At 46.6% G+C, this 19277-nt stretch carries 7 protein-coding genes; 3 read left to right on the forward strand and 4 right to left on the reverse strand.

All coding sequences use genetic code 11. The features are described from left to right. Nucleotides 1-283: 283 nt before the first annotated feature. The 3 genes from A5294_RS03965 to A5294_RS03975 all read right to left on the reverse strand — a co-directional run bounded on the left by A5294_RS03965 (nucleotide 284) and on the right by A5294_RS03975 (nucleotide 13516). Nucleotides 284-9841 carry a type I polyketide synthase gene (locus A5294_RS03965; RefSeq protein ID WP_064340524.1) on the reverse strand — a complete coding sequence of 3186 codons (9558 nt, stop codon included), beginning with the start codon at nucleotides 9839-9841 and terminating at the stop codon, nucleotides 284-286. Between the two features lie 127 nt (nucleotides 9842-9968). Next, entirely contained in the window at nucleotides 9969-11615 is a 1647-nt protein-coding gene (locus tag A5294_RS03970; RefSeq protein WP_004106297.1) for an acyl-CoA carboxylase subunit beta, read from the reverse strand. Then, nucleotides 11612-13516: a biotin carboxylase N-terminal domain-containing protein gene (locus A5294_RS03975; RefSeq protein ID WP_004106295.1), complete on the reverse strand. Its 1905-nt coding sequence runs from the start codon at nucleotides 13514-13516 to the stop codon at nucleotides 11612-11614. The genes A5294_RS03970 and A5294_RS03975 overlap by 4 nt, the downstream gene beginning before the upstream one ends. A gap of 205 nt (nucleotides 13517-13721) precedes the next feature. On the opposite strand from A5294_RS03975, the gene A5294_RS03980 reads away from it, so the two are divergent. Then, nucleotides 13722-14372: a biotin transporter BioY gene (locus tag A5294_RS03980; RefSeq protein ID WP_064340525.1), complete on the forward strand. Its 651-nt coding sequence runs from the start codon at nucleotides 13722-13724 to the stop codon at nucleotides 14370-14372. A 408-nt stretch (nucleotides 14373-14780) separates the two neighbouring features. On the opposite strand, the gene A5294_RS03985 is transcribed toward A5294_RS03980, so the two are convergent. Beyond that, nucleotides 14781-15683 (reverse strand): biotin--[acetyl-CoA-carboxylase] ligase, encoded by a 903-nt coding sequence (locus A5294_RS03985; protein ID WP_064340526.1) that lies wholly within the window; start codon nucleotides 15681-15683, stop codon nucleotides 14781-14783. A 102-nt stretch (nucleotides 15684-15785) separates the two neighbouring features. On the opposite strand from A5294_RS03985, the gene A5294_RS03990 reads away from it, so the two are divergent. Together A5294_RS03990 and A5294_RS03995 are read left to right on the forward strand one after the other, a co-directional pair. Beyond that, nucleotides 15786-17816: a DUF6020 family protein gene (locus A5294_RS03990; RefSeq protein ID WP_064340527.1), complete on the forward strand. Its 2031-nt coding sequence runs from the start codon at nucleotides 15786-15788 to the stop codon at nucleotides 17814-17816. A gap of 15 nt (nucleotides 17817-17831) precedes the next feature. Further along, nucleotides 17832-19178, forward strand: a complete 1347-nt coding sequence (locus A5294_RS03995) for a CdaR family transcriptional regulator (protein WP_064340528.1) — start codon at nucleotides 17832-17834, stop codon at nucleotides 19176-19178. Nucleotides 19179-19277: the final 99 nt, after the last annotated feature.

A 19277-nucleotide genomic window follows, 5' to 3' on the forward strand; every position in this document is an offset into this window, starting at 1 on the left:
AACTAAATAACTAAATAACTAAATAACTAAATGCTCTGTGGAAGAGAAAATTCGCAAATTGCGATAACTACTCAACCACAGAGCATTTTAATATACAGGTTTTTGCCCACTATTTCGCGTTGACATACTGTAGTGCTCAAAGCGCAGCGAGCGAAGTGCACAACGGTGTAAAGTTTCTGCCGGATTTCGCCTAAAAAACGACCTTTATTTTACACGCCTGTAAAATTTAGGTCGGATTTAAGCTAAAATCCGACCTTTTCTTTACATTTGCAACTACTTAGACTCAGCAGTAGTATCCGTTAGCGTTAAGGCGAGCTTCAGGATTAAGCAACATCGCCTTTTCCGCTTCGTGACCGTCGTAGCGAGTACCATCCGGAAGGCGCGTGCCATCCTTCAGCAAGTGACGATTCTCAACAGGCTCGAACAAAGCAGATCGACCCATCATGCCTTCCTCAAATCGCCTCTGACCTGCAGCCAAACGCGCATTTGCCTTGGTACGCCAATTCTTAAGCGCATCAACACCTGCACTAGCAGCCACAGCAGCCTCAAAAGCACCAGGGTGAACTAATGCCACAAATCCGCTAACATGACCGAAACCGAGCGAAGTTGCGAGAGCAGCCTTCACTGCACAAGAACCTGCACCATCGCCAATACGCATCGGTTCACGCAACCAAACCATGTGGTCGTCACGCGCAAGCTTAGGATCCACGCAGTCAAGTGATGCGTTTCCAGGAATTACGCCACTTCTAAACAGTTGAGTCAAACCGTTGATTTGGAAGATGCACGCACCGCCCTTTGCATGTCCGGTCAGCGTCTTTTGGCTGATTACGAACAGTGGATTTCCGTCCGTACGTCCGATTGCGTGCGCAAGAGTATTGTGCAGCTCGGATTCGTTCGGATCGTTGGCATTCGTAGACGTATCGTGCTTAGAAACCACAGCAATATCGTCCGGAGTAACGCCGAGAGCTGCCAAATCACGCACGAGCTTAGACTTAGCTCCACCCATGCCCGCAGCCAAAGCACCCAAGCCCGGAGCAGGAATAGAAGTGTGAATGCCGTCAGCGTAGGAGTGAATGAAACCAACCACACCAGCAACAGGCAAGCCAAGCTTCAAAGCAATATCGCCACGCGTAACCAAAATCGTACCGCCGCCTTGAGCTTCAAGGAAGCCGCCGCGTCTGCGATCGTTTGCGCGAGAGAAGAATCGTGGATCGATGCCCTTCGCATACATTTCTTCGCTATTGGCAGTTGCGTTCATATTGCCGAAGCCAACTACGGATTCCACGCCGATATCGTCAATTGCGCCAGTTACTACGAAGTCAGCTTTGCCGAGAGCAATCTTGTCGACGCCTTCTTCGAGCGAAACAGCTGCAGTTGCGCATGCAGACACCGGCTGAACCATATTTCCGTAGCCGCCGATATAGGTTTGCATTACGTGAGCTGCAACAACGTTTGGAAGCGCCTCTTGCAGTACGTCCGTAGGAATTTCGTGGTTAAGGAAGCGATCCAAGTACAGTTTTCGCATTGAGCTCATGCCACCGAAACCGGTTCCTTGCGTGGAAGCAACCATTGACGGATGCACAGATTGCAAAATCTCCGAAGGTGTGAAACCAGCAGAAATATAAGCATCTACAGTTGTGACAATATTCCACAACGCAATCGTGTCAACACTTCCAACCATCGAAGCTGGAATTCCCCACTTCAGCGGATCGAAGCCCTTAGGGAATTGTCCACCGACGGTTCTGGTCATTGCAGCCCTACGCGGCACGCGAATCATAGAACCCGCCTTGCGCGTAACAGTCCATTCGCCAGATTCTGCATCACGAGCAATCTCAGTATGCGATTCGTCAAGTGCCACATATTCGCGCGCAATTGTTTCTGTTGGAACGCTGAAACTCACGTCGTGATCGAGGAAGATTTCTGCTTCTTCTTCGTTCGCTCCATCCTTGTAGTCGCCGCCCATACCGGTTTCGAATGGTCGAATACCGGAGCGCGCAACTACTTCATCGCGATATTTCTCTGCAATATCTTCTTCTGGAACAAGCGTGCCGTCCGCATCGTACCAGCCTGGCTTTGGCGAATCTTGCCAAGTAAGCAAGCCCATATTCCAAGCCAATTCCAGTACTGCTCCTGCAGAAAGCTCCACGGATCCATCTTCGCGAATTCCAAGTTCTGCTTCGAAACGAGTACGTCCGGAACCCCACGGTCCAAGCTCGCCGACTGAGACGATCACAATTTCGTCTTCTGGACGCGCTGTTACGTTCTTCCAATCAGCCAAGTTGACTCGCGGCTGAGTTGGCACGTAAGGGGTAGGAAGTGCTTTGTTGGTTGATTTAGCAGTTGATTCTGCAGCTTCTTCTGCAGCTTCTTCTACAGCTTCCGCCGCTTCTTCCGCAGCTTCAGCACGCTTCTGATCTTCCAGCGCTTCTGCACGAAGAGCATTCAAATCAAGAGGCTCCTTGCCTAATCCACCCGTAAAATCAACATCCAAAGGCGCAATTGCAGCCTGTTCGCGCGCTTCCTTCGTGCACAAATCGAGCAAACGATCTGCCATTTCTTGCGTTGAGTAGGTAGTTAAACCATGACGTTCAACTACAGCCACAAGCGGATCATTTCCACCCATTAAGCCGGTTCCACGCACCCATCCAATCTTAGGATGCGCAAAAGTCACGCGATCCGACCACACACTTTCTGCATGTGCACGGTTCACAATCGCGTCGAAAGCACTCTTGACTTCGCCATAAGCACCATCGCCGCCAAACATACCGCGGTTTGGAGAGCCAGGTAACACAACGTGCATACGATGTTGCACATCAGTATCTGCTCCAATCTGTGCAAATCCGGCGATTGCACGCTCCACTCCCCACAGCATTAATCGCGATTGCGATTCAAAAAGCGAACCAGAATCAGCCAAAGTGCCGTGAACTGGAGGCGCTGCAAACGGGAAGAACATGCTCGGCTCGTAAGCAGGCTTCAAAATAGTAGTAGTTGCGCCGCTAACTTTCTTCGAAACTGTGCCAACCCACTTTACAAGCGCGTCGACATCGCGATAACTAGACAAGTTTGCTGGAACAAGCCACAACTTTGCGCCCATTTGAGCGTTTTCGCGATACGCTTTCTTCGCCCAAGACTTAACGCTCGGCTTGAAACTGTGCGAAGTTGCGATAACCGTAGCTCCACCCTTAAGCAAGCCCGTTACTACGCGAGCAGCAATCGAATTAGGAGCAACGCCTGTAACCACTGCAACTTCTCCTGCAAAACGAGTCGCTTGAGCAGTATCAGCGTTGTTTTGCGCAAGTTTAGTGCGAGAATCGTGAGCAATATCATTAAATATTGTTGCAAGATTGTTTAATTCGCGAGATTTAGAAAGACTTGCAAACCACTCAGCTTCCGAAGCTACTGCTTCCCCTGCACCAAGGAAACTACCAAAATCATTTAAGATTTCAGAAACTTCATTTACCTGAATATCAACATTCTTTCCAGCATACTTGTAGTACAAGCGCGCAACGTCTTCACGAGCAGAGGCCCAGCGGTCGTCGAAAAGAATTGCCTTACGCTCATCAAATCGAGGAGCAACTTGCTTTGGCCAATCCGCACCAAGCTCAGCTTCAACAGCAGCTACAACAGCAGCATTTTCGTCACTTTCAGTTTCTGCTTTAGGAGCCTCAACACCAAGCTTTGCTAGCACAAACTTAGCAGTTGCAGCAAGTACGCCATCTGCGCCAACAACCTGCTGAGCGAAAGCGTCAAGAGCTGCAGAATCAACAACAGCACCGCCTGCGCCGCCAGCAGCACCAGGCTGAGAAACGCTAACGCCGTGAGCTTGAGCAACTTGCGCAATTGCTGCATCGATTAAAGCGTCAGCTGCAGCAGTATTCTTTGCAGGATCAGTTGAAAGTTGCGCAAGATTTTCACCGCGCACGCTAGCACCTTCACGCGTTTGCAAAACCAAAGCCGCAAGAACGTGCGCACGCCAGCCTTCACCAAGCTGCCAAACTTCCAAAATACGCTTGTCAATTTGCGCTGGTTTCACACCGGCTGCACCGAAAAGCGCACGCAAACGTTCGCGCACAATATCGGAAAGCACAGCACCAAAAGCTTTATAGCGAGGAGCAACCGAATCAACTAACTTTTTAAGCGCACTCATTGGAGCTTCTGCAGCACCATCCACGCTTGCCACGCCAAGCTCGGAACTAATATCCATAAGAAGCTGGTTTCTGCGCGAAGATACACCGTTTGTAAGCGTATCAGTTGTATCAGTGTCTCCGATTTGGTCAAGACGGATTTTTGCACTATACGCAATAAGCATTGAGATTGCGTCGGATGCTTTGAATGGCAAGTCTGCTACAGGTCCGCTTGCTGCTGCATTAGCTGCAGGAGCAGCAGAGACAACATTTGCTGCAGGAGATGCAGGAGCAGCAGTCGCATCAGCAGTGCTACTTGCTTCTTGACTATCTTCCTCAGTAAACACTTCAGGCACAAGCGAATCAGTGTCAGTCATATAAACGCGGCCTTCATCACGACCAACGTTGTAAACAGTCACTTTTTCGCCACTAAACTCCGGCAAAGCAAGAGTTTTAGCACCAAGATTTGCCAAAGTTGGCGCGTTTCCTAAACCAACTTCCACGTACTCTTCAACGCCAAGACCACCGCGAGCGCGATCGGCAAACATAAGAGCCTGCGTTTCAATCCAACGAACTGGAGAAGCGAACTGCCATGAAAGAAGCTCCGTAAGAAGCAATCTACCAAGCTTTTGCTCATCCTCTGCATAAGATTTCCACGTAGTTTCATCTTCCAAAGCTGCTTCAATGCGCTCAGATGGCACAACATCCAAAATCTTTTGCGCAAATTCTCGCGTAAGCTCAAACGGGCAAGCCACGAGGTTTGGAATGTAACGATCTACAAGCACAGAGTAATCAATATGCTTCGGCAGCAGCGAATCGAGCTTGTCGCGGAATTCCGGCACACCCTTTCGAAGAATTCGAGAGTGGAACGGCACGTCAATTCCTGGAACAAACATGAATGGAGGCTTGCCGCCATACTCCTTAGCGCGCTTAGAAGCGTCTGCCGCCAATGCCTTCAAGCCTTTAATAGTTCCAGCAATTGCGTACTGCTGACCTGCCAAGTTGTAGTTTACAATTTGCAAGAATTCGCCAGTAGCCTTGGAAATGCCATCAACGTAAGCGTTCACACCTTCGTCTGATACTCCAAACTGGTTTGGTCGAAGCGCACCCATGCGGTAGTTCGAGCGACCTTGCGCATCGCGCTCAATCAAGTGATGCATTGTAGATCCGCGGTGGAACACCAATTCAAGCACAGTTTCGAGTGGAATAATTTGCGCGAAGGAGCTCAAAGCATTGTATTCGCCAAGCGAATGTCCTGCAAAGTAAGCAGGCCAAATATCGCATCCTGCCTCACGCAAACGCGCGGTTTGCGCAAAGGCAACTGTTGCGAGCGCAACTTGCGTAAATTGCGTTAAATTAAGCAATCCTTCAGGATGGTGATAAGTTACGCCGTGAGCAGTAAGCTCCTTTGGATTATCGCGCACGACTGCGAGGATTGAGAATCCAAGCTTTTCGCGAGTAAGCTTGTCTGCTCGCTCCCAAGTATCGCGCACTGCAGGTGACTTTGCGCGCTCATCCAGCGACATTCCTTGCTTTTGGATACCCTGACCTGGGTATACGAATGCTGCACGTGGAGCGCGAGTAAGTGCGCTTGCTTTAGACACGATTTGCCCATCAACTCTGCATGTAACTTCCAAAGCAAGTCCGCCGCGACGAACTTTTCCAACGCGTTCAACTGTGATTTCTACTTCGTCATCAAGCTGAACCATGCCGTACATGTTGTAGGACCAACCAATGAGCTCGTAGCGAGCACCTTTTTCATCAACCGCTTGAGCCACATGCTGAGCTGTTGCAGAAAGCCACATACCGTGTACCAAAGGAGCAGAAAGCCCGGAAATTGCAGCACCTCGTTTAGAAGTGTGAATTGGGTTGAAATCTCCAGAAGTACGCGCGAAAGCGGTCATATCGTGAGGAGCGCGAACGACTACTCTGCGCAAAGCTCTGCGAGGAGTGTCTTCAATTTCATATCCGTGCAATCCTGCAGCTTCGCCATATTGCGCAGCTGGAGCAGGAAGCGCGTTGCTGAAGCTTCGTCCACGAATAGCAAAACGCTCAGTTTCATGAGCCAAACGAGTTCCATCTGCAGCAGTATGCACTACGTGAATAGTTACCACGCGTCCGGAAGCAGATTCTGCATACGGCTCAGCCCAGCCGAGCAAATTAATTCGCTTGTCGACATACTTTTTAAAGTCTTCAGCATCGACGTCAAGCTCTACTAAATGATCTAAGTGAACAGCGTTAAGCAGACCCTCAATAATCGGGTATCCATCAACCATTACGGAACCCAAAGCCGAGTAAATAGTCGGCCAAGCAGGACCTACTAACGCGTCTGGCACAATGCGAGAAGCAAGCAATCCATCTGGAAGTCTTCCAGCAGTAGCAGACTCGTGATCAATTCCAAGATTTCTTGAGAAAGTATAGGAAGAATGAACCAATCCAAACGGGAAATCTCTATAACCTTCTGCGAGCAAATCTTCCGGCAATTTTGCCAAACTGCCATCTTCTTTTACTGTTTCAACCTTAGGCATAGCGTCAAGCACATCGCCAGTAATCGCTGTATTTCCAATACCTGCGGTTGCTGCAAGCATTTCGTACACGTGCTTTGGCAAGCGCTCGCGGTCAACTACTGGTATGCTTCCAGCTTGACTTGCGTCAACAGTTAGCGGAATTACAATATCTCGTACTGCATGCTTGCGTTTTGGTGAGTTTGCAGCGTTTTTTGTGGAGTGTTTTGCTTCCTGATTTTCTTGATTATCCCAGAATGTATCTAGCTTAATATCTAAATCAAGCGAAATTACGTCATTATTACTAGAAGTTACTGTAATTACGTAATTTTCGTCTCCTAAAGACGTTCCGTAAGCAGGGTTTGCAGTTACATGACCAACCCAAGAAATATTCGGGCATGCGCGCACGTAAGCTTCAACGTTTTTAGCATCAGCAATCTGACTAAAAGCAGATTTTGAAGACTTGCTCGCCGCATTTTCCTTATTTTCTGCTTCTACTCCAGTTTCAGCTCCAGATTCTGCACGATTGAGCACAGCTGCTTCAAAACGTCCCAGAATATCGGCAATCGGCTCATCCATAGTCGTAATTCCAGCCACGGAAATCGGTCCTGGAATTACGCGCACAGCATCTGCCGAGTAACGCGAATCTTCCGACTGCCAAAGCTGATCTTGACCCCACCAACGCAACAAATCGTTGTCAATAACTGGCACGAATGGCATTGGCTTAGGGTATTCGCGCACCAAAGTTGGGAACCAAGCGGCATCCATTGGCACAACGTTCATCTCGCGAGCTTGAGGCAACGCATCAATCAGCGTATATAAAGCAGCTTGAGGGTGCTTAGAAACTTCTTCAATAGAAGGCAGAATAGAAGTAAATTCGCCTGAATCTTGATTAATTAAACGCGCTTCAATACGCTGTAACAAATGCATGTAGCGATCTGCGTAAGTCGGATCCACCCAAGGGTATGCCAAATCTAGGAAACGTTGAGCAAATTGCAAGTAAGTCATGCTTTCTACGTCACCAAAATATGGCTTTGCAGTAGAGTTAAGCGCTTCGATTACTTCATCGCGACGTGATTCAAGCTCTTCAGGATGTTTCATCATATGAACGAGCAATCTACCGCAGCGAGCAGAAGCGTTTTCTAACTCGTAAATATCTGCGTGCAAATGGCTTAAACCACTCGTCACACCGCCAATCACTTTGCCAGAAGGCACCCAACGCTCACCCATTGGCGCGAACGGATCCTCATCAAAACCTTCAATGCTAGAAGATTTTGGCATCGCAATACCCGGAGTTTCCACAAGCATACGCTTTACTTCAGGGCTTGTATGCGCTTCTTTTGCTGTCATTGCAGCTGTGCCAATCATTACAGCATCAACTGGCATATTTGGCAAACCGTATTCATTCGCCCATTCACCAGAAATGTAGTCTGCAGCACGCTCAGGAGTGCCAATACCACCACCTGCAACAAGCACCAAATTTTCGCACTCACGCACTTGCGCGTAAGTTGTCATAAGCAAATCATCAAGAGATTCCCACGAATGGTGACCGCCTGCAGCACCGCCCTCAACCTGCACAATAATCGTTGCTGGAGCAACAGCTTTAGCAATTCGCACAACTTGACGAATTTGATCAACTGTTCCAGGCTTAAATGTTACGTAAGGGAATCCATCAGCTTGCAAGGATGCTACTAATTCCTTGGCTTCGTCAAGTTCTGGAATGCCTGCAGAAATAACTACACCATCAATAGGAGCTCCCGACTGCCTCTTTTTTGGCACGATTCGCTTCGAACCAAATTGCAAATTCCACAGGTAGCGATCCATAAACATGGCGTTAAATTCAATAGTTGCGCCTTCACGAAGCTGATTTTCAAGCGACTTCATATGACGATCAAAAACTTCTGCAGTTACTTGACCGCCGCCAGCAAGCTCAGCCCAGTAGCCTGCATTTGCTGCTGCAGCAACGATTTCCGGCTCTACTGTCGTTGGTGTCATTCCTGCAAGAAGCACAGGAGCTTTGCCTGTAAGCTTGCTAAATTTAGTAAGTACTTTACGTCCTGCAGGCGTGTTGATTACTCGAGGAGCAAAATCAGCCCAGCAGCCCGTACGCTCTGGCTCAGAAGCAGAGTCAGCTGTTGAAAGCTCTGCACGCGAGCGCAATGTAGCAGCCTCTACTATTCCAGCGCCGGTTCCTTGCACAAGCACTCCAGTAAGCTTTCCGAGCACTTCGCTAGGACCCATGTCTAAAATCCAAAGCGAGCGCGCGTCGTTTTGCTCCAAAACTTCGCCAATCTGCGTAGCCCAATCAACAGGAGTTACAAGCACTGCATCAGCCAATTCGCGAGCAACTGTAGTGTTCAAACCAGCCTCATCCGCCCACTCTACTACCTGCTCAACTGCAGATTGAAGCATTGGCGAATGGAATGGCACTGTAACATCCAAATATTCAGCGACTGGCGCAAATACAGCTCCACCGCGAACTTTCATTTCGCGCAATTTTTTCGAACGCTTTGTTTCTTTTTGCGCTTCGTTTGCAACAGCTTCCATATCTTCCGGGTATCCTGCAATAACCACGTGATTGTAAGCGTTTTTAACAGCAATTGACACTTCACCGCGCGTGCGCTCTACGCGGGAAATCAACGCTTCTGCCTGCTTTTTAGTAACTCCTTTAAGTGACAGCATTGGCGTATGCTCGCCGTCACCAGTAATTTCAAGCATTCGAGATTCACGATCTCCTGCAGCTCCAATTAAGTAGGCAATTGCGAGTAACTCTTCGATTTGAGCACGAGCCTTCTGCCAAGACTTTGCTTTTATGCGAGCTTTTACCATTTCTGCTGCGATTACGCCTTGAGAATGACCCAAAACTGCGCACGGCTTGTTTACTTCAAAGTTGTATCCAAGATTTGTTAAGTCGCGCACTGCACCGAACTGTGCAAGCGTAATTCCAGGCACACTAAGAAGCGCGTTTGCAGCGTTAATATGCTTATTTTCTAGCGCGTCAAACACGTTTATGTCGCCGCCTGCATTTGCTAAAAGCTCAGAATAAATTGGCGATAGCAAAGCTTTTGCGCCTGCTTCATACTCGTGAAGTTCTGCGTTTAATTCTTCGTCTGAACTAAGCTCGCGCAAAGCTTCAACCCACGGAGTTGACTGACCTGCAAACACGAGTGCGTGCGGATTATTAGCGAGTTGGTCGAAAAAGTATGTTGTCATGATGTTTCCTTCTCGTCGATTTGGATAAGTTTTATAAATTCTGTAAGTTTTGTAAGGTTTATAAATTCTGTAGTTCTATAGTTTTTAGTTATAAGTTTGATAATCCCTATTGTTTTTATAAATATGCTTACATTGGCTGATTTCCGTGATGCTTTCCAGTTCTGGAAACCCGCTTTTTACTGCGCAAAAGCTTCAATGAGCCAGCAATCATATCGCGAGTCTGCTCCGGGTCAATCATTGCGTCAATCTGCCCAGTTTCCAACGAAAGATTTGCGTTAACAGTAGTCGCCTCATACTCGTCAACCAGCTGCTTTCTAAGAGCTGCAACGTCTTGTCCACGCTCTTTAGCTTTTTGCAAATCTTTACGATGAATAATATTCACAGCACCTTGCGCACCCAAAACCGCAATCTGGCTGGTTGGCCACGCGTAATTTACGTCCGCACCCATCGACTTGGAACCCATAACGATATAAGCTCCACCGAAAGCTTTACGCAAAATCACCGTAACCAGCGGAACCTGCGCGTTCGCGTACGCATAAATCACTTTCGCGCCTCGGCGAATAATTCCTGCGTGCTCTTGATCTGAACCAGGCTTATAACCAGGAGTATCTACTAGAGTCACCACAGGCAAATTAAACGCATCACACAATCGCACAAATCGCGCGACTTTTTCGGAAGAATTTACATCCAAAATACCAGCGTTCACCTTCGGCTGATTTGCTACGATTCCAACAGGATGACCCTCAATGCAAGCAAAACCAACCACTGCAGAAGCAGCATACAATTCCTGCACTTGCACGAACTCACCATAATCAACAATTCTGCGAATCACGTCGAGCACATCGTAAGGCTGACGGTCGTTATCTGGCACAATATTCGCCAACTCGCGCGCAGTTTCGCGATCGGCACGAGTAGCAGAATATGCAAAAGTTGGAGGCTCTACCTCGCAGCTAGATGGCAAATAAGCCAAAACTGTGCGCGCGTAGTCAATTGCGTCAGCTTCATCCTCTCCCAAATAGTGAGCGACACCGGAAGTTGCGTTATGTACAAGACCGCCGCCTAAATCGTCCATGCTAATAGCCTCGCCGGTTGCAGCTTTAACAACATCCGGACCGGTTACAAACATGTTTGAGTGCTCGCGAGTCATAATAATCAAATCTGTTAACGCAGGACAATAAACTGCACCACCAGCGCAAGGACCCAGAATAATTGAGATTTGCGGAATTAAGCCGCTCGCTTCGCAAGTTTTTTTGAAGATACGCCCGTATTGCATAAGCGCGCTCACACCTTCTTGAATGCGAGCGCCGCCGGAATCAATTACGGCAACAACTGGCACGCGAAGTTCAACAGCCATATCTAAAAGATGGCAGATTTTCTCGCCTTCAGCTTTGCCTAAAGTTCCGCCACGCACGGAAAAGTCTTGTGCATAAACTGCAACTTTTCTGCCATAGACTTCGCCAAATCCGGTGATTACAGCGCACCCTGCAACGTCGTTATTAATGTCACCACCGTTAAAACGTCCGATTTCCACGAACGATCCGGTGTCAAAAAGCAAGTCAAGACGCTCTCTTGCAGTTGACTTTCCTTTTGCGTGCTGACGTTCTAAAGCTTTTTGTTCTGCGTCACGAGCAAGTTGTGCTGCGTGCTGAACTGCAGCTTTTCCGCGACGAGGCTGCAAGTTTGTATCGTCAGCAGAGCTATTAACAGAAGAGTTATTAACTGTTTTCGCTGAAGTTTCAGAGATTTCAGACTTTTCTTTTACTAAAGCGCTCATTTCTGCTCTCCTTCCGGCTTTTCATCGCTTTTTTCGGAAGATTTTTCTGCGCCTTTATCTGCGCTTTTGTCTCCAGCAAGATCAATCGTCACAAGCTTTGCGCCCGATTCCACGCCGTCACCAGGCCCCACAAAAATTCCAGTAACAGTACCAGCAGCCGGCGCGTAAACGTAATTTTCCATCTTCATAGACTCAAGCACCACAAGCAAATCACCCTTAGCAACCTGCTGTCCTTCAGCCACATTCACGCGCGTAATAACAGCTTGCATAGGCGCTGCGATTACGCCAGGAATCTGCTTTTGTTCTTCAGATTTGTGAGTACTTCCGCGAAGCGAACGTCCGCGCAAAGGCTGCGAAGCTCTAGAAACGCTACGAACTCGCGCCGAGCCAGTCAAATTATCAACAATATCTTGCGGAATCGTAAGCTTTACGCGCTTATTATCAACCTCAATAATGAAGGATTCCATTGCAGGCTGCTTATTTTCGGATTCATCCGCAGACTTTCCAGAAACAAGCGAAGCCGGCTGACCGCCCAAGGAAGCTGCAGGAACTCGGTTCAAATACTTGCGTTCCATCCACTTAGTAGACACGTCAAAACTGTGATTTTCCGCAGTAAACTCAGGGTCGTTAAAAATCTGCTCAAAAAGTTTTGCTGGAGTTGGCACGCCCTCAATACAAAGTTCCTTCAAAGCGCGACGCACGCGAGCGACAGCAGTTTCGCGACTTTGCGCAGTAATAATAAGCTTGCCCATCATCGAATCGAATTTTGGCGAAATATTATCGCCAACTTCAACACCAAAATCGACGCGAATACCAGGACCGGAAGGCCACTTTATTTTCGTCAAAGTGCCGGAACTTGGAGTCAAATTCGTAGCAGGATCTTCCGAAGTAATGCGAAGCTCGAAGCTGTGTCCGCGAGGTTCTGGATCCTTAATCAACTCGCCGCCGTCAGCAATATTGAGCTGTTCTCGCACTAAATCAAGTCCACTAACTTCCTCACTAACCGTGTGCTCAACTTGCAATCGCGGATTAACTTCCAAGAAGTAGACTTTATGCTGAGAAGTCACCATATATTCGCACGTGCCAAGACCAACGTAGTCAACAGCTTCAAATAGGTTACGAGAATATCGGTAAAGCTGATCTTTTTCATCGTCAGTCAAGAACGGTGCAGGAGCTTCCTCAACCAGCTTTTGGTTTCGGCGCTGCACCGAGCAATCGCGCGTGGAATATACGGTGAAATTTCCGTGAGCGTCGCGGCCGCACTGCGTTTCAACGTGGCGAGCCTTGTCGATAAAACGCTCAATAAAATATTCATCTAAGTCGCCGCCCTGAAGAGCGTCGTGATTCATGTAAAAGCCTCGCAACTCGTCATCGTTACGAACGACTGTAATGCCGCGTCCGCCACCGCCATCCGTGCGCTTCATCATCACAGGATATCCGTGCGTTTGCGCAAAAGTTAAAAGTTCTCGAATATCTTTTACCGGCTCCGAAATGCCTGGAACTGGCGGCACTTTCGCGCGAACTGCCACGCGACGAGCCGTAATCTTATCGCCCAAGTCAATAAGCGCTTCTGGGCGAGGACCAATCCAAATAACCCCAGCATCGTTAACTTTTTTCGCAAAAGACGCAACTTCCGAAAGGAATCCGTAACCCGGGTGCACGGCATCCGTGCCGCTTCTTTTAATAATGTCAAGAATCGCGTCTTCGTTTAAATAAGTATCGCGATACGTGTCTCCGGAAAGTGCGTATGCTTCGTCTGCCATTTCTACAAACTGCGCATTGCGATCAGTAGGTGCGTAAATAGCAACGGTAGAAATGCCCATTTCGTGAGCCGTGCGAATAACTCGCAAGGCAATTTCACCGCGGTTTGCGATGAGAATTTTTTTGATATTCGTAACCATACGTTACAAGATATTAGAAAAGTTGCGTTTACGGATGAGTCGACATACACAAAAGCTAGAGCAAAATTTTGTACACTTCTCCAATGCACATGATTTTTTAGGCACGTAATGTGATTAGCGAAACGGAAAACAACCGGCAAAACCGTTTAATTGACAACCTATTAGCCGCAAACGGCAAACCGGAAATAACCAAAAGAAGGTTTTCATGACCAACATAGATCAAAATAATGCAGCAGCAGCATCAGCAAATTCAAACGTTGCAAATAAGTTGAAAGTAGCTGCAGCATGGCTTGCAAAGCCAGCGCTTCTCACTGTGCTTTTGGCTCTTTCTACCATGGCAGGCGCAATTTATCTTCCTATTACTCCTGTGCCTATTACGTTGCAAACTCTTGTTTTGTGCATTATTGGTTTAACTTTGAGCTGGCGCGAAGGCGTAGCTTCTGTAGTTATGTACCTTGCTGTTGGCGCAGCAGGTTTGCCTGTATTTGCTGGCTTTAAGGGCGGCTGGGCTGTTTTTGTTGGCCCTACTGCAGGATTCTTAGCCGGTTTCATATTTGGCGTTGCTGCAACTGCAGCTTTGAAGCGCGTATTTGACGTAGCTCTTGACGCAATGATGCCAGAAAACTCCTTCAAGAAGACTTTCGCACGCTTCTGCACTTACTCTGTAGCTTCTATAATCGGCACGATCGTGATTTACGCATTCGGCATTTTCGGTCAAAGCTACCTAACTGGCATGCCACTTTCAACTGCCGCCGCAACCTTGATTATCTTCATGATTGGCGATTTGATTAAGGCTTTTGTTGCGAGCGCGGCTTGCTCCGGCTTGTACAACGCACTTAACAAAAAGCGCGCGTAGCGGAAACGTTATATTGCAGAAAAACGGCATTTCCTTTACACGACTGTAAAGGGAATGCCGTTTTGTATAAGATTGCCGCGCACTTGCTCTTTGACTGAGATAACTAGCAAACAGCTGACGCTTGCGCTTTAAGCGCTCGCTGTTGAGCTTGCACGGAAAGTCCACTGGACTTTCCGTCTGAGCAAGCTCGGCGCTCCGAATTGCTTTCGCGCGCTAAATCGCAGCGCTCAAGCAGGTCGTCAGCGCACACTAGTCACAACCTAGTTTCTAAAGCACAACTACACTAACCTGCCCTGCCTGCGTCTTTATTGACGCAGGCAGACCTCGCTTGCGTTGAAAGCACACCGTGCTTTCAACCCTGAGCAAGCTCGGCGCTCCGAATTGCTTTCGCGCGCTAAATCGCAGCGCTCAAGCAGGTCGTCGCGCTTCATACGCAACTGCGTGCACATCGCCGCTTTTTACCACAATTTCCTCGCCAGATTCCTCACGAATCGTAAGCGACGCATCTTCTCCAAGCCGCACAGCAGTTCCTGTCACTACGCTTCCGTCAACTGGATGCACGTTAACTTCGCGTCCAAGAGTCCAACACACACCATTTACCTCTTTAAGCAAATCGGCAGTGTTACTTGGATAATCACGCATAAAATCGCACAATCTCGTCCTCAATCCAGTAACTATTTTCGCAGCAATCGCATCACGCAATTCTTTAGATTCCGGCAAATCAGTCATATGCATTTGCAACGAAGTTGCCATCTTAATTGGCAGCACTTCTTGCGGCACGCACAAATTCAATCCGATTCCAAAAATTACTCCAACAACATTGTCTTTGCTTGGATCGGCTACAATTTCTGTTAAGATTCCGCCTTCTTTACAATCGTGCAAAAACACGTCGTTAGGCCATTTAAGTTTTATCGCGCAAGCATCACCGTGTATCGGCGAACTTCCGCACTCTTTAAACGTTTCTAGAAGTGCGTCACGCGCTGCAAGCCCTGCAATAATAGGCAGCCAGCCATTGTGACTTGCGTCCATAACAATTGACTTCGGCAGCAAAGTTACGAATGAAACTAAAAAGCTTTCTCCCGGTCGGCTTACCCACGCGCGCCCTAATCGTCCTCTTCCTGCTGTTTGCTCGTCTGCCACAATCGCAACTATTGCTGGCTTTCCGTCATCTCGCGCGATTATTTCGCCTTTTTGTATCATTTCTCGCGCAATATTTTGCGTAGAATCTGTAATTGCGAAATATTTTACCAAATCTGCTACTTCTGATGTCTGCGGCATCAATGCCACACTTTGCGAAGAAAAAATAGTCATATGTATAATTTACATCAGATTATATTTTTGCGCGCGTAATTGCATGTTTTGCGCGCAATAGCAACCAAAATAGCTAGGCATCAATTAAGCAGGTGTTAACACATGGAGCGCATACGTCGCAAAAAGCAGTACAAGAAGCCGCGCACATTGCGTGCTGTTGTAGCACGTTTTTTAGATTACACTCTTGCTGCTTTGTTATGCTTTATACTTGCTTTTTGCACTAGCCTGGGGCCAATTTTCCGCAGTCAAGATATTAAAGTTCATTTAGGATCAATCGCTGATTTTTCGTTGGTTAATGCTTTTATTTTCGTTGCTGCCTTCATAATATACGCATTAATACTGACTGTGCTTATTTACTACGGTAAAAATAAAAAGTTTTTGCCTAAATATCAACGTTTTATGAAATTAATAAAGTCAATTGCGTTAAGAAAAAATAGTGAAAATAAAAAACAGTCAAAATTACAAAAATTTACTACTAAACACGCTATTTTCCGCAATATTTCGCATTTTCTTTTAAAATCTGCAAAACTATTTTTTAATTGCGCTAAATGGTTCATTAACCACTCCACTCGCAACAGAAGAAACCTACTTCTTACTTTTTTCGTGGGCTGGATTTGGGTTCCAGCTACGTTACTTGCCGCATACGGTGCAGATATATGCTCGCAAATTCGTGAGTACAGTTGGACTTGGAATAAAATTACAGGCTTAGACCAGCCTTATATCGGCTTCTTTAGCTTTGTCCCAATGGATATTTACCCAACTGCGCACTACTTGTGGCCAACTCACCCAACTTATTTAACAGATCAGCACAACATTGTTCTAACTGTTATTTATGGCGCAACAACAGCAGTCTCCAGATACTTTACCGACTCAAACGACGCTGGAATTGCACTTCTTGCCTTTGCACAATTTGCATTTGCAGCATGGTGCGTTTCTGCAACAGCACACCGCTTCTTAAACAAACCTTGGCTTAACGCAGAATCTAGCTCAACAAATTGCAGCACAACAACTTTTGCAAGATTCGTTATTCTGCTTATGTTTTTACTTAACCCGCTTGTGTTGTGCTCAACTATTGCGCTTACAAAATCTCCGCTTTTTGCGTTCGCTTTTGTTTGGTGGTTTGGCATAAATTACGAGTTAACTAATTGCTATCATGCGAAGGACACTAAAAATACACCTAGCACAAAGCCGAGTGCGCAAAAGCCTAGACTTCACACTGTTTTGGAATTAATTATTTCAGTGTGTGTAATGCTTATTGCTGCAAAATACGCCTGGTATATTCTGGTTGTTCAATTCGTGCTTTTAATTATTTTTGAGCGCAAACGCTGGCGTTTGTGGGTTTGCGGAATTTTGCTTCCAATCGTTGTAATTCACGGCTCGTTAATTATGCTTATTTCGAGCGGTGCTATTATTAGCGGCGATCCTATTGAGAGTCGCGGCATTCAGTTACAACAAATTGCACGTATAGCTAAGCTCGATCCGCATAGCATACCGCGTAGTGCAAAGCGCATTATTGCACCAATTTTTAATCTGGATCAAACTGCAGAAGCATACAAACCTTATGACGCAGACCCTGTGAAATCTTCCGGATTGCAATCTAAAAAAGTGAGTTATCGTTGGCGATACGTTACTAAAGACAATATTCGTAAATTAGATTTCGCTTGGTGGCAAATGATTACGCATAGTCCATTTGTGGCAACTGACGCTTTTCTTGCAAAGACTTACGGATACTTTGATATTTTTGACCGCCCGTATGTTGGGCCAGAATACTACATAGACACTGACAGCATACACAAATCTGATTGGATTAAATATTGGAATCCTAAGTGGCGAACTAAATTTGCAGAAGACATTAGCACGTTTAGTGATATTCCTGTTTTAAGTTGGCCAATTCACGGAAATACTTTCGTTATTTTTACACTACTTATTGGAGTTGCAGAAATTATTCTTCGCCGTTGGCGCACATTGTTATGGCATATTCCACTTGCCTTGCTGGTTGGAGTTATGATTCTTGCTCCAGCTAATAATTTTGAGCGACACATGCTACCGTTAGCTTTTGTTTTCTGCTTTGTAGCACTTACTTTTTGGCGAGATACTTTTACTCAATCGCGCTATAATAGTAGAGAATGTTAGAATCAAAGGCATAAGATGGACGAGAAGAATACACCTCAGTTTGCGCAAGATAGCAGCGCTGCTTCTTCTATTATGTCCGAAGAAAATTATGAAGATAAACTTGCAGGAAACAGCTTACTTAGTAGCGATTTTCTTTCGATACTAGCAAGCGTACAAGCAGCAGAAAAGCACGCGGAGGATTCTAATATTGCCAATTCTCTTGAAAATCAACAGTTAAACAAAACGCAAGTAAACGCTGTATCAAATGATCAAGAGAGCTCTTCTAAAGCAGAGCAAGAAAACGAAGAAAAGCACAAGCACCACTTATGGCATCGTCTTTCATCAAATCAAAGTCGTTCGAGTCATTCAAGTCAATCTTCTGAAAATACTAAAGGTAATAATTCACCGAGTTTTACTCCACTACCCAGCGCGCAAAAATCAACTAGCTCGGAACCGCTTAGAATTTTCGACAATCGTGATGGCCAAGTTTTTGACGCGGCGATGCGCTTGCAATTACACTCGATTATTGCCACGTGCTTAATGAATGGTATTGCAGATGCTCGTATTGACGCTTTCATGCATTTACTTCAATGGTCAGATTCGCCAAAAGTTATTGTTATTGCAGGAACTTTCGGCACTGCAATTAAGCCAGATGACGGACCAAATCGCAAGCCAGCACCAGATATTCCACCTGATAACACTGACACTTTGCGCCGAAATATTTGGCCACAGCTTGGTAGTTGCAATGCGTATGATGCAATAGTTGAGCGCACACAAAGTAGTGCTTTGCAGCGCATTACGGGAGCTTGGCAAAAAACGCAAGCACTGATATCAGCATCTACGAAAAATTCTTCTACTTTTGCAGCACCTTCTCATATTATTCTGCTTGCTGTACGCGAAAATCCTAGCGATCAAGCTTTAGAGAAGCTGTGCAAAGTTTTTGAGAATTCTCATAAGACGATTTGTGTTAGTAGCATGGTTGAAGGCGTTGAGCAGATTTCTTCCGCTCTTACTGCTACTCTTGCCGCGATTGCTGTTGCTCCAGCAGTAAAGCATTTGCCGCAAATCATTCACACGGATGATTTGCTTCCAGAGCGAGCGCTCATTGGCGATGCCACAGCTTTTGATACTCTTTACAACAAGGTGTATCAAAGTTTGGCTCCTTACAGTCATGACGATCCAACTCTGGAAACTATTGACATGTTCTTGCGCTTTGGTGGAGCTCTTGACCAAACAGCACACGAACTTAATGTGCATCCGAATACTGTTCGTTACCGTTTACGTAAAGTTGCGCAAACTACAGGATGGGATGCTACGGATCCGCGCGCCGCTTATGTGCTGCAAACAGCTATAACAATTGGTAGAATTCGCGATTCACATTAAGTCTAACTTTACAAACAAAAAACGTGCGACGCAAAACCAAAGGTTTTACATCACACGCTAAATGCAAGAATAAAGCAAGCACAAACAATAATAATATAT

This window comes from Gardnerella sp. 30-4, assembly GCF_001641215.1.
Classification (GTDB): domain Bacteria; phylum Actinomycetota; class Actinomycetes; order Actinomycetales; family Bifidobacteriaceae; genus Bifidobacterium; species Bifidobacterium leopoldii.

What these genes read in the sequence shown, in the direction of transcription:
- A5294_RS03980 (WP_064340525.1), top strand. Translation starts at nt 13,722, where the DNA reads ATGACCAACATAGATCAAAATAATGCAGCAGCAGCATCAGCAAATTCA.
- A5294_RS03995 (WP_064340528.1), top strand. Translation starts at nt 17,832, where the DNA reads ATGGACGAGAAGAATACACCTCAGTTTGCGCAAGATAGCAGCGCTGCT.
- A5294_RS03970 (WP_004106297.1), bottom strand. Translation starts at nt 11,615, where the DNA reads ATGAGCGCTTTAGTAAAAGAAAAGTCTGAAATCTCTGAAACTTCAGCG.
- A5294_RS03965 (WP_064340524.1), bottom strand. Translation starts at nt 9,841, where the DNA reads ATGACAACATACTTTTTCGACCAACTCGCTAATAATCCGCACGCACTC.
- A5294_RS03975 (WP_004106295.1), bottom strand. Translation starts at nt 13,516, where the DNA reads ATGGTTACGAATATCAAAAAAATTCTCATCGCAAACCGCGGTGAAATT.
- A5294_RS03985 (WP_064340526.1), bottom strand. Translation starts at nt 15,683, where the DNA reads ATGACTATTTTTTCTTCGCAAAGTGTGGCATTGATGCCGCAGACATCA.
- A5294_RS03990 (WP_064340527.1), top strand. Translation starts at nt 15,786, where the DNA reads ATGGAGCGCATACGTCGCAAAAAGCAGTACAAGAAGCCGCGCACATTG.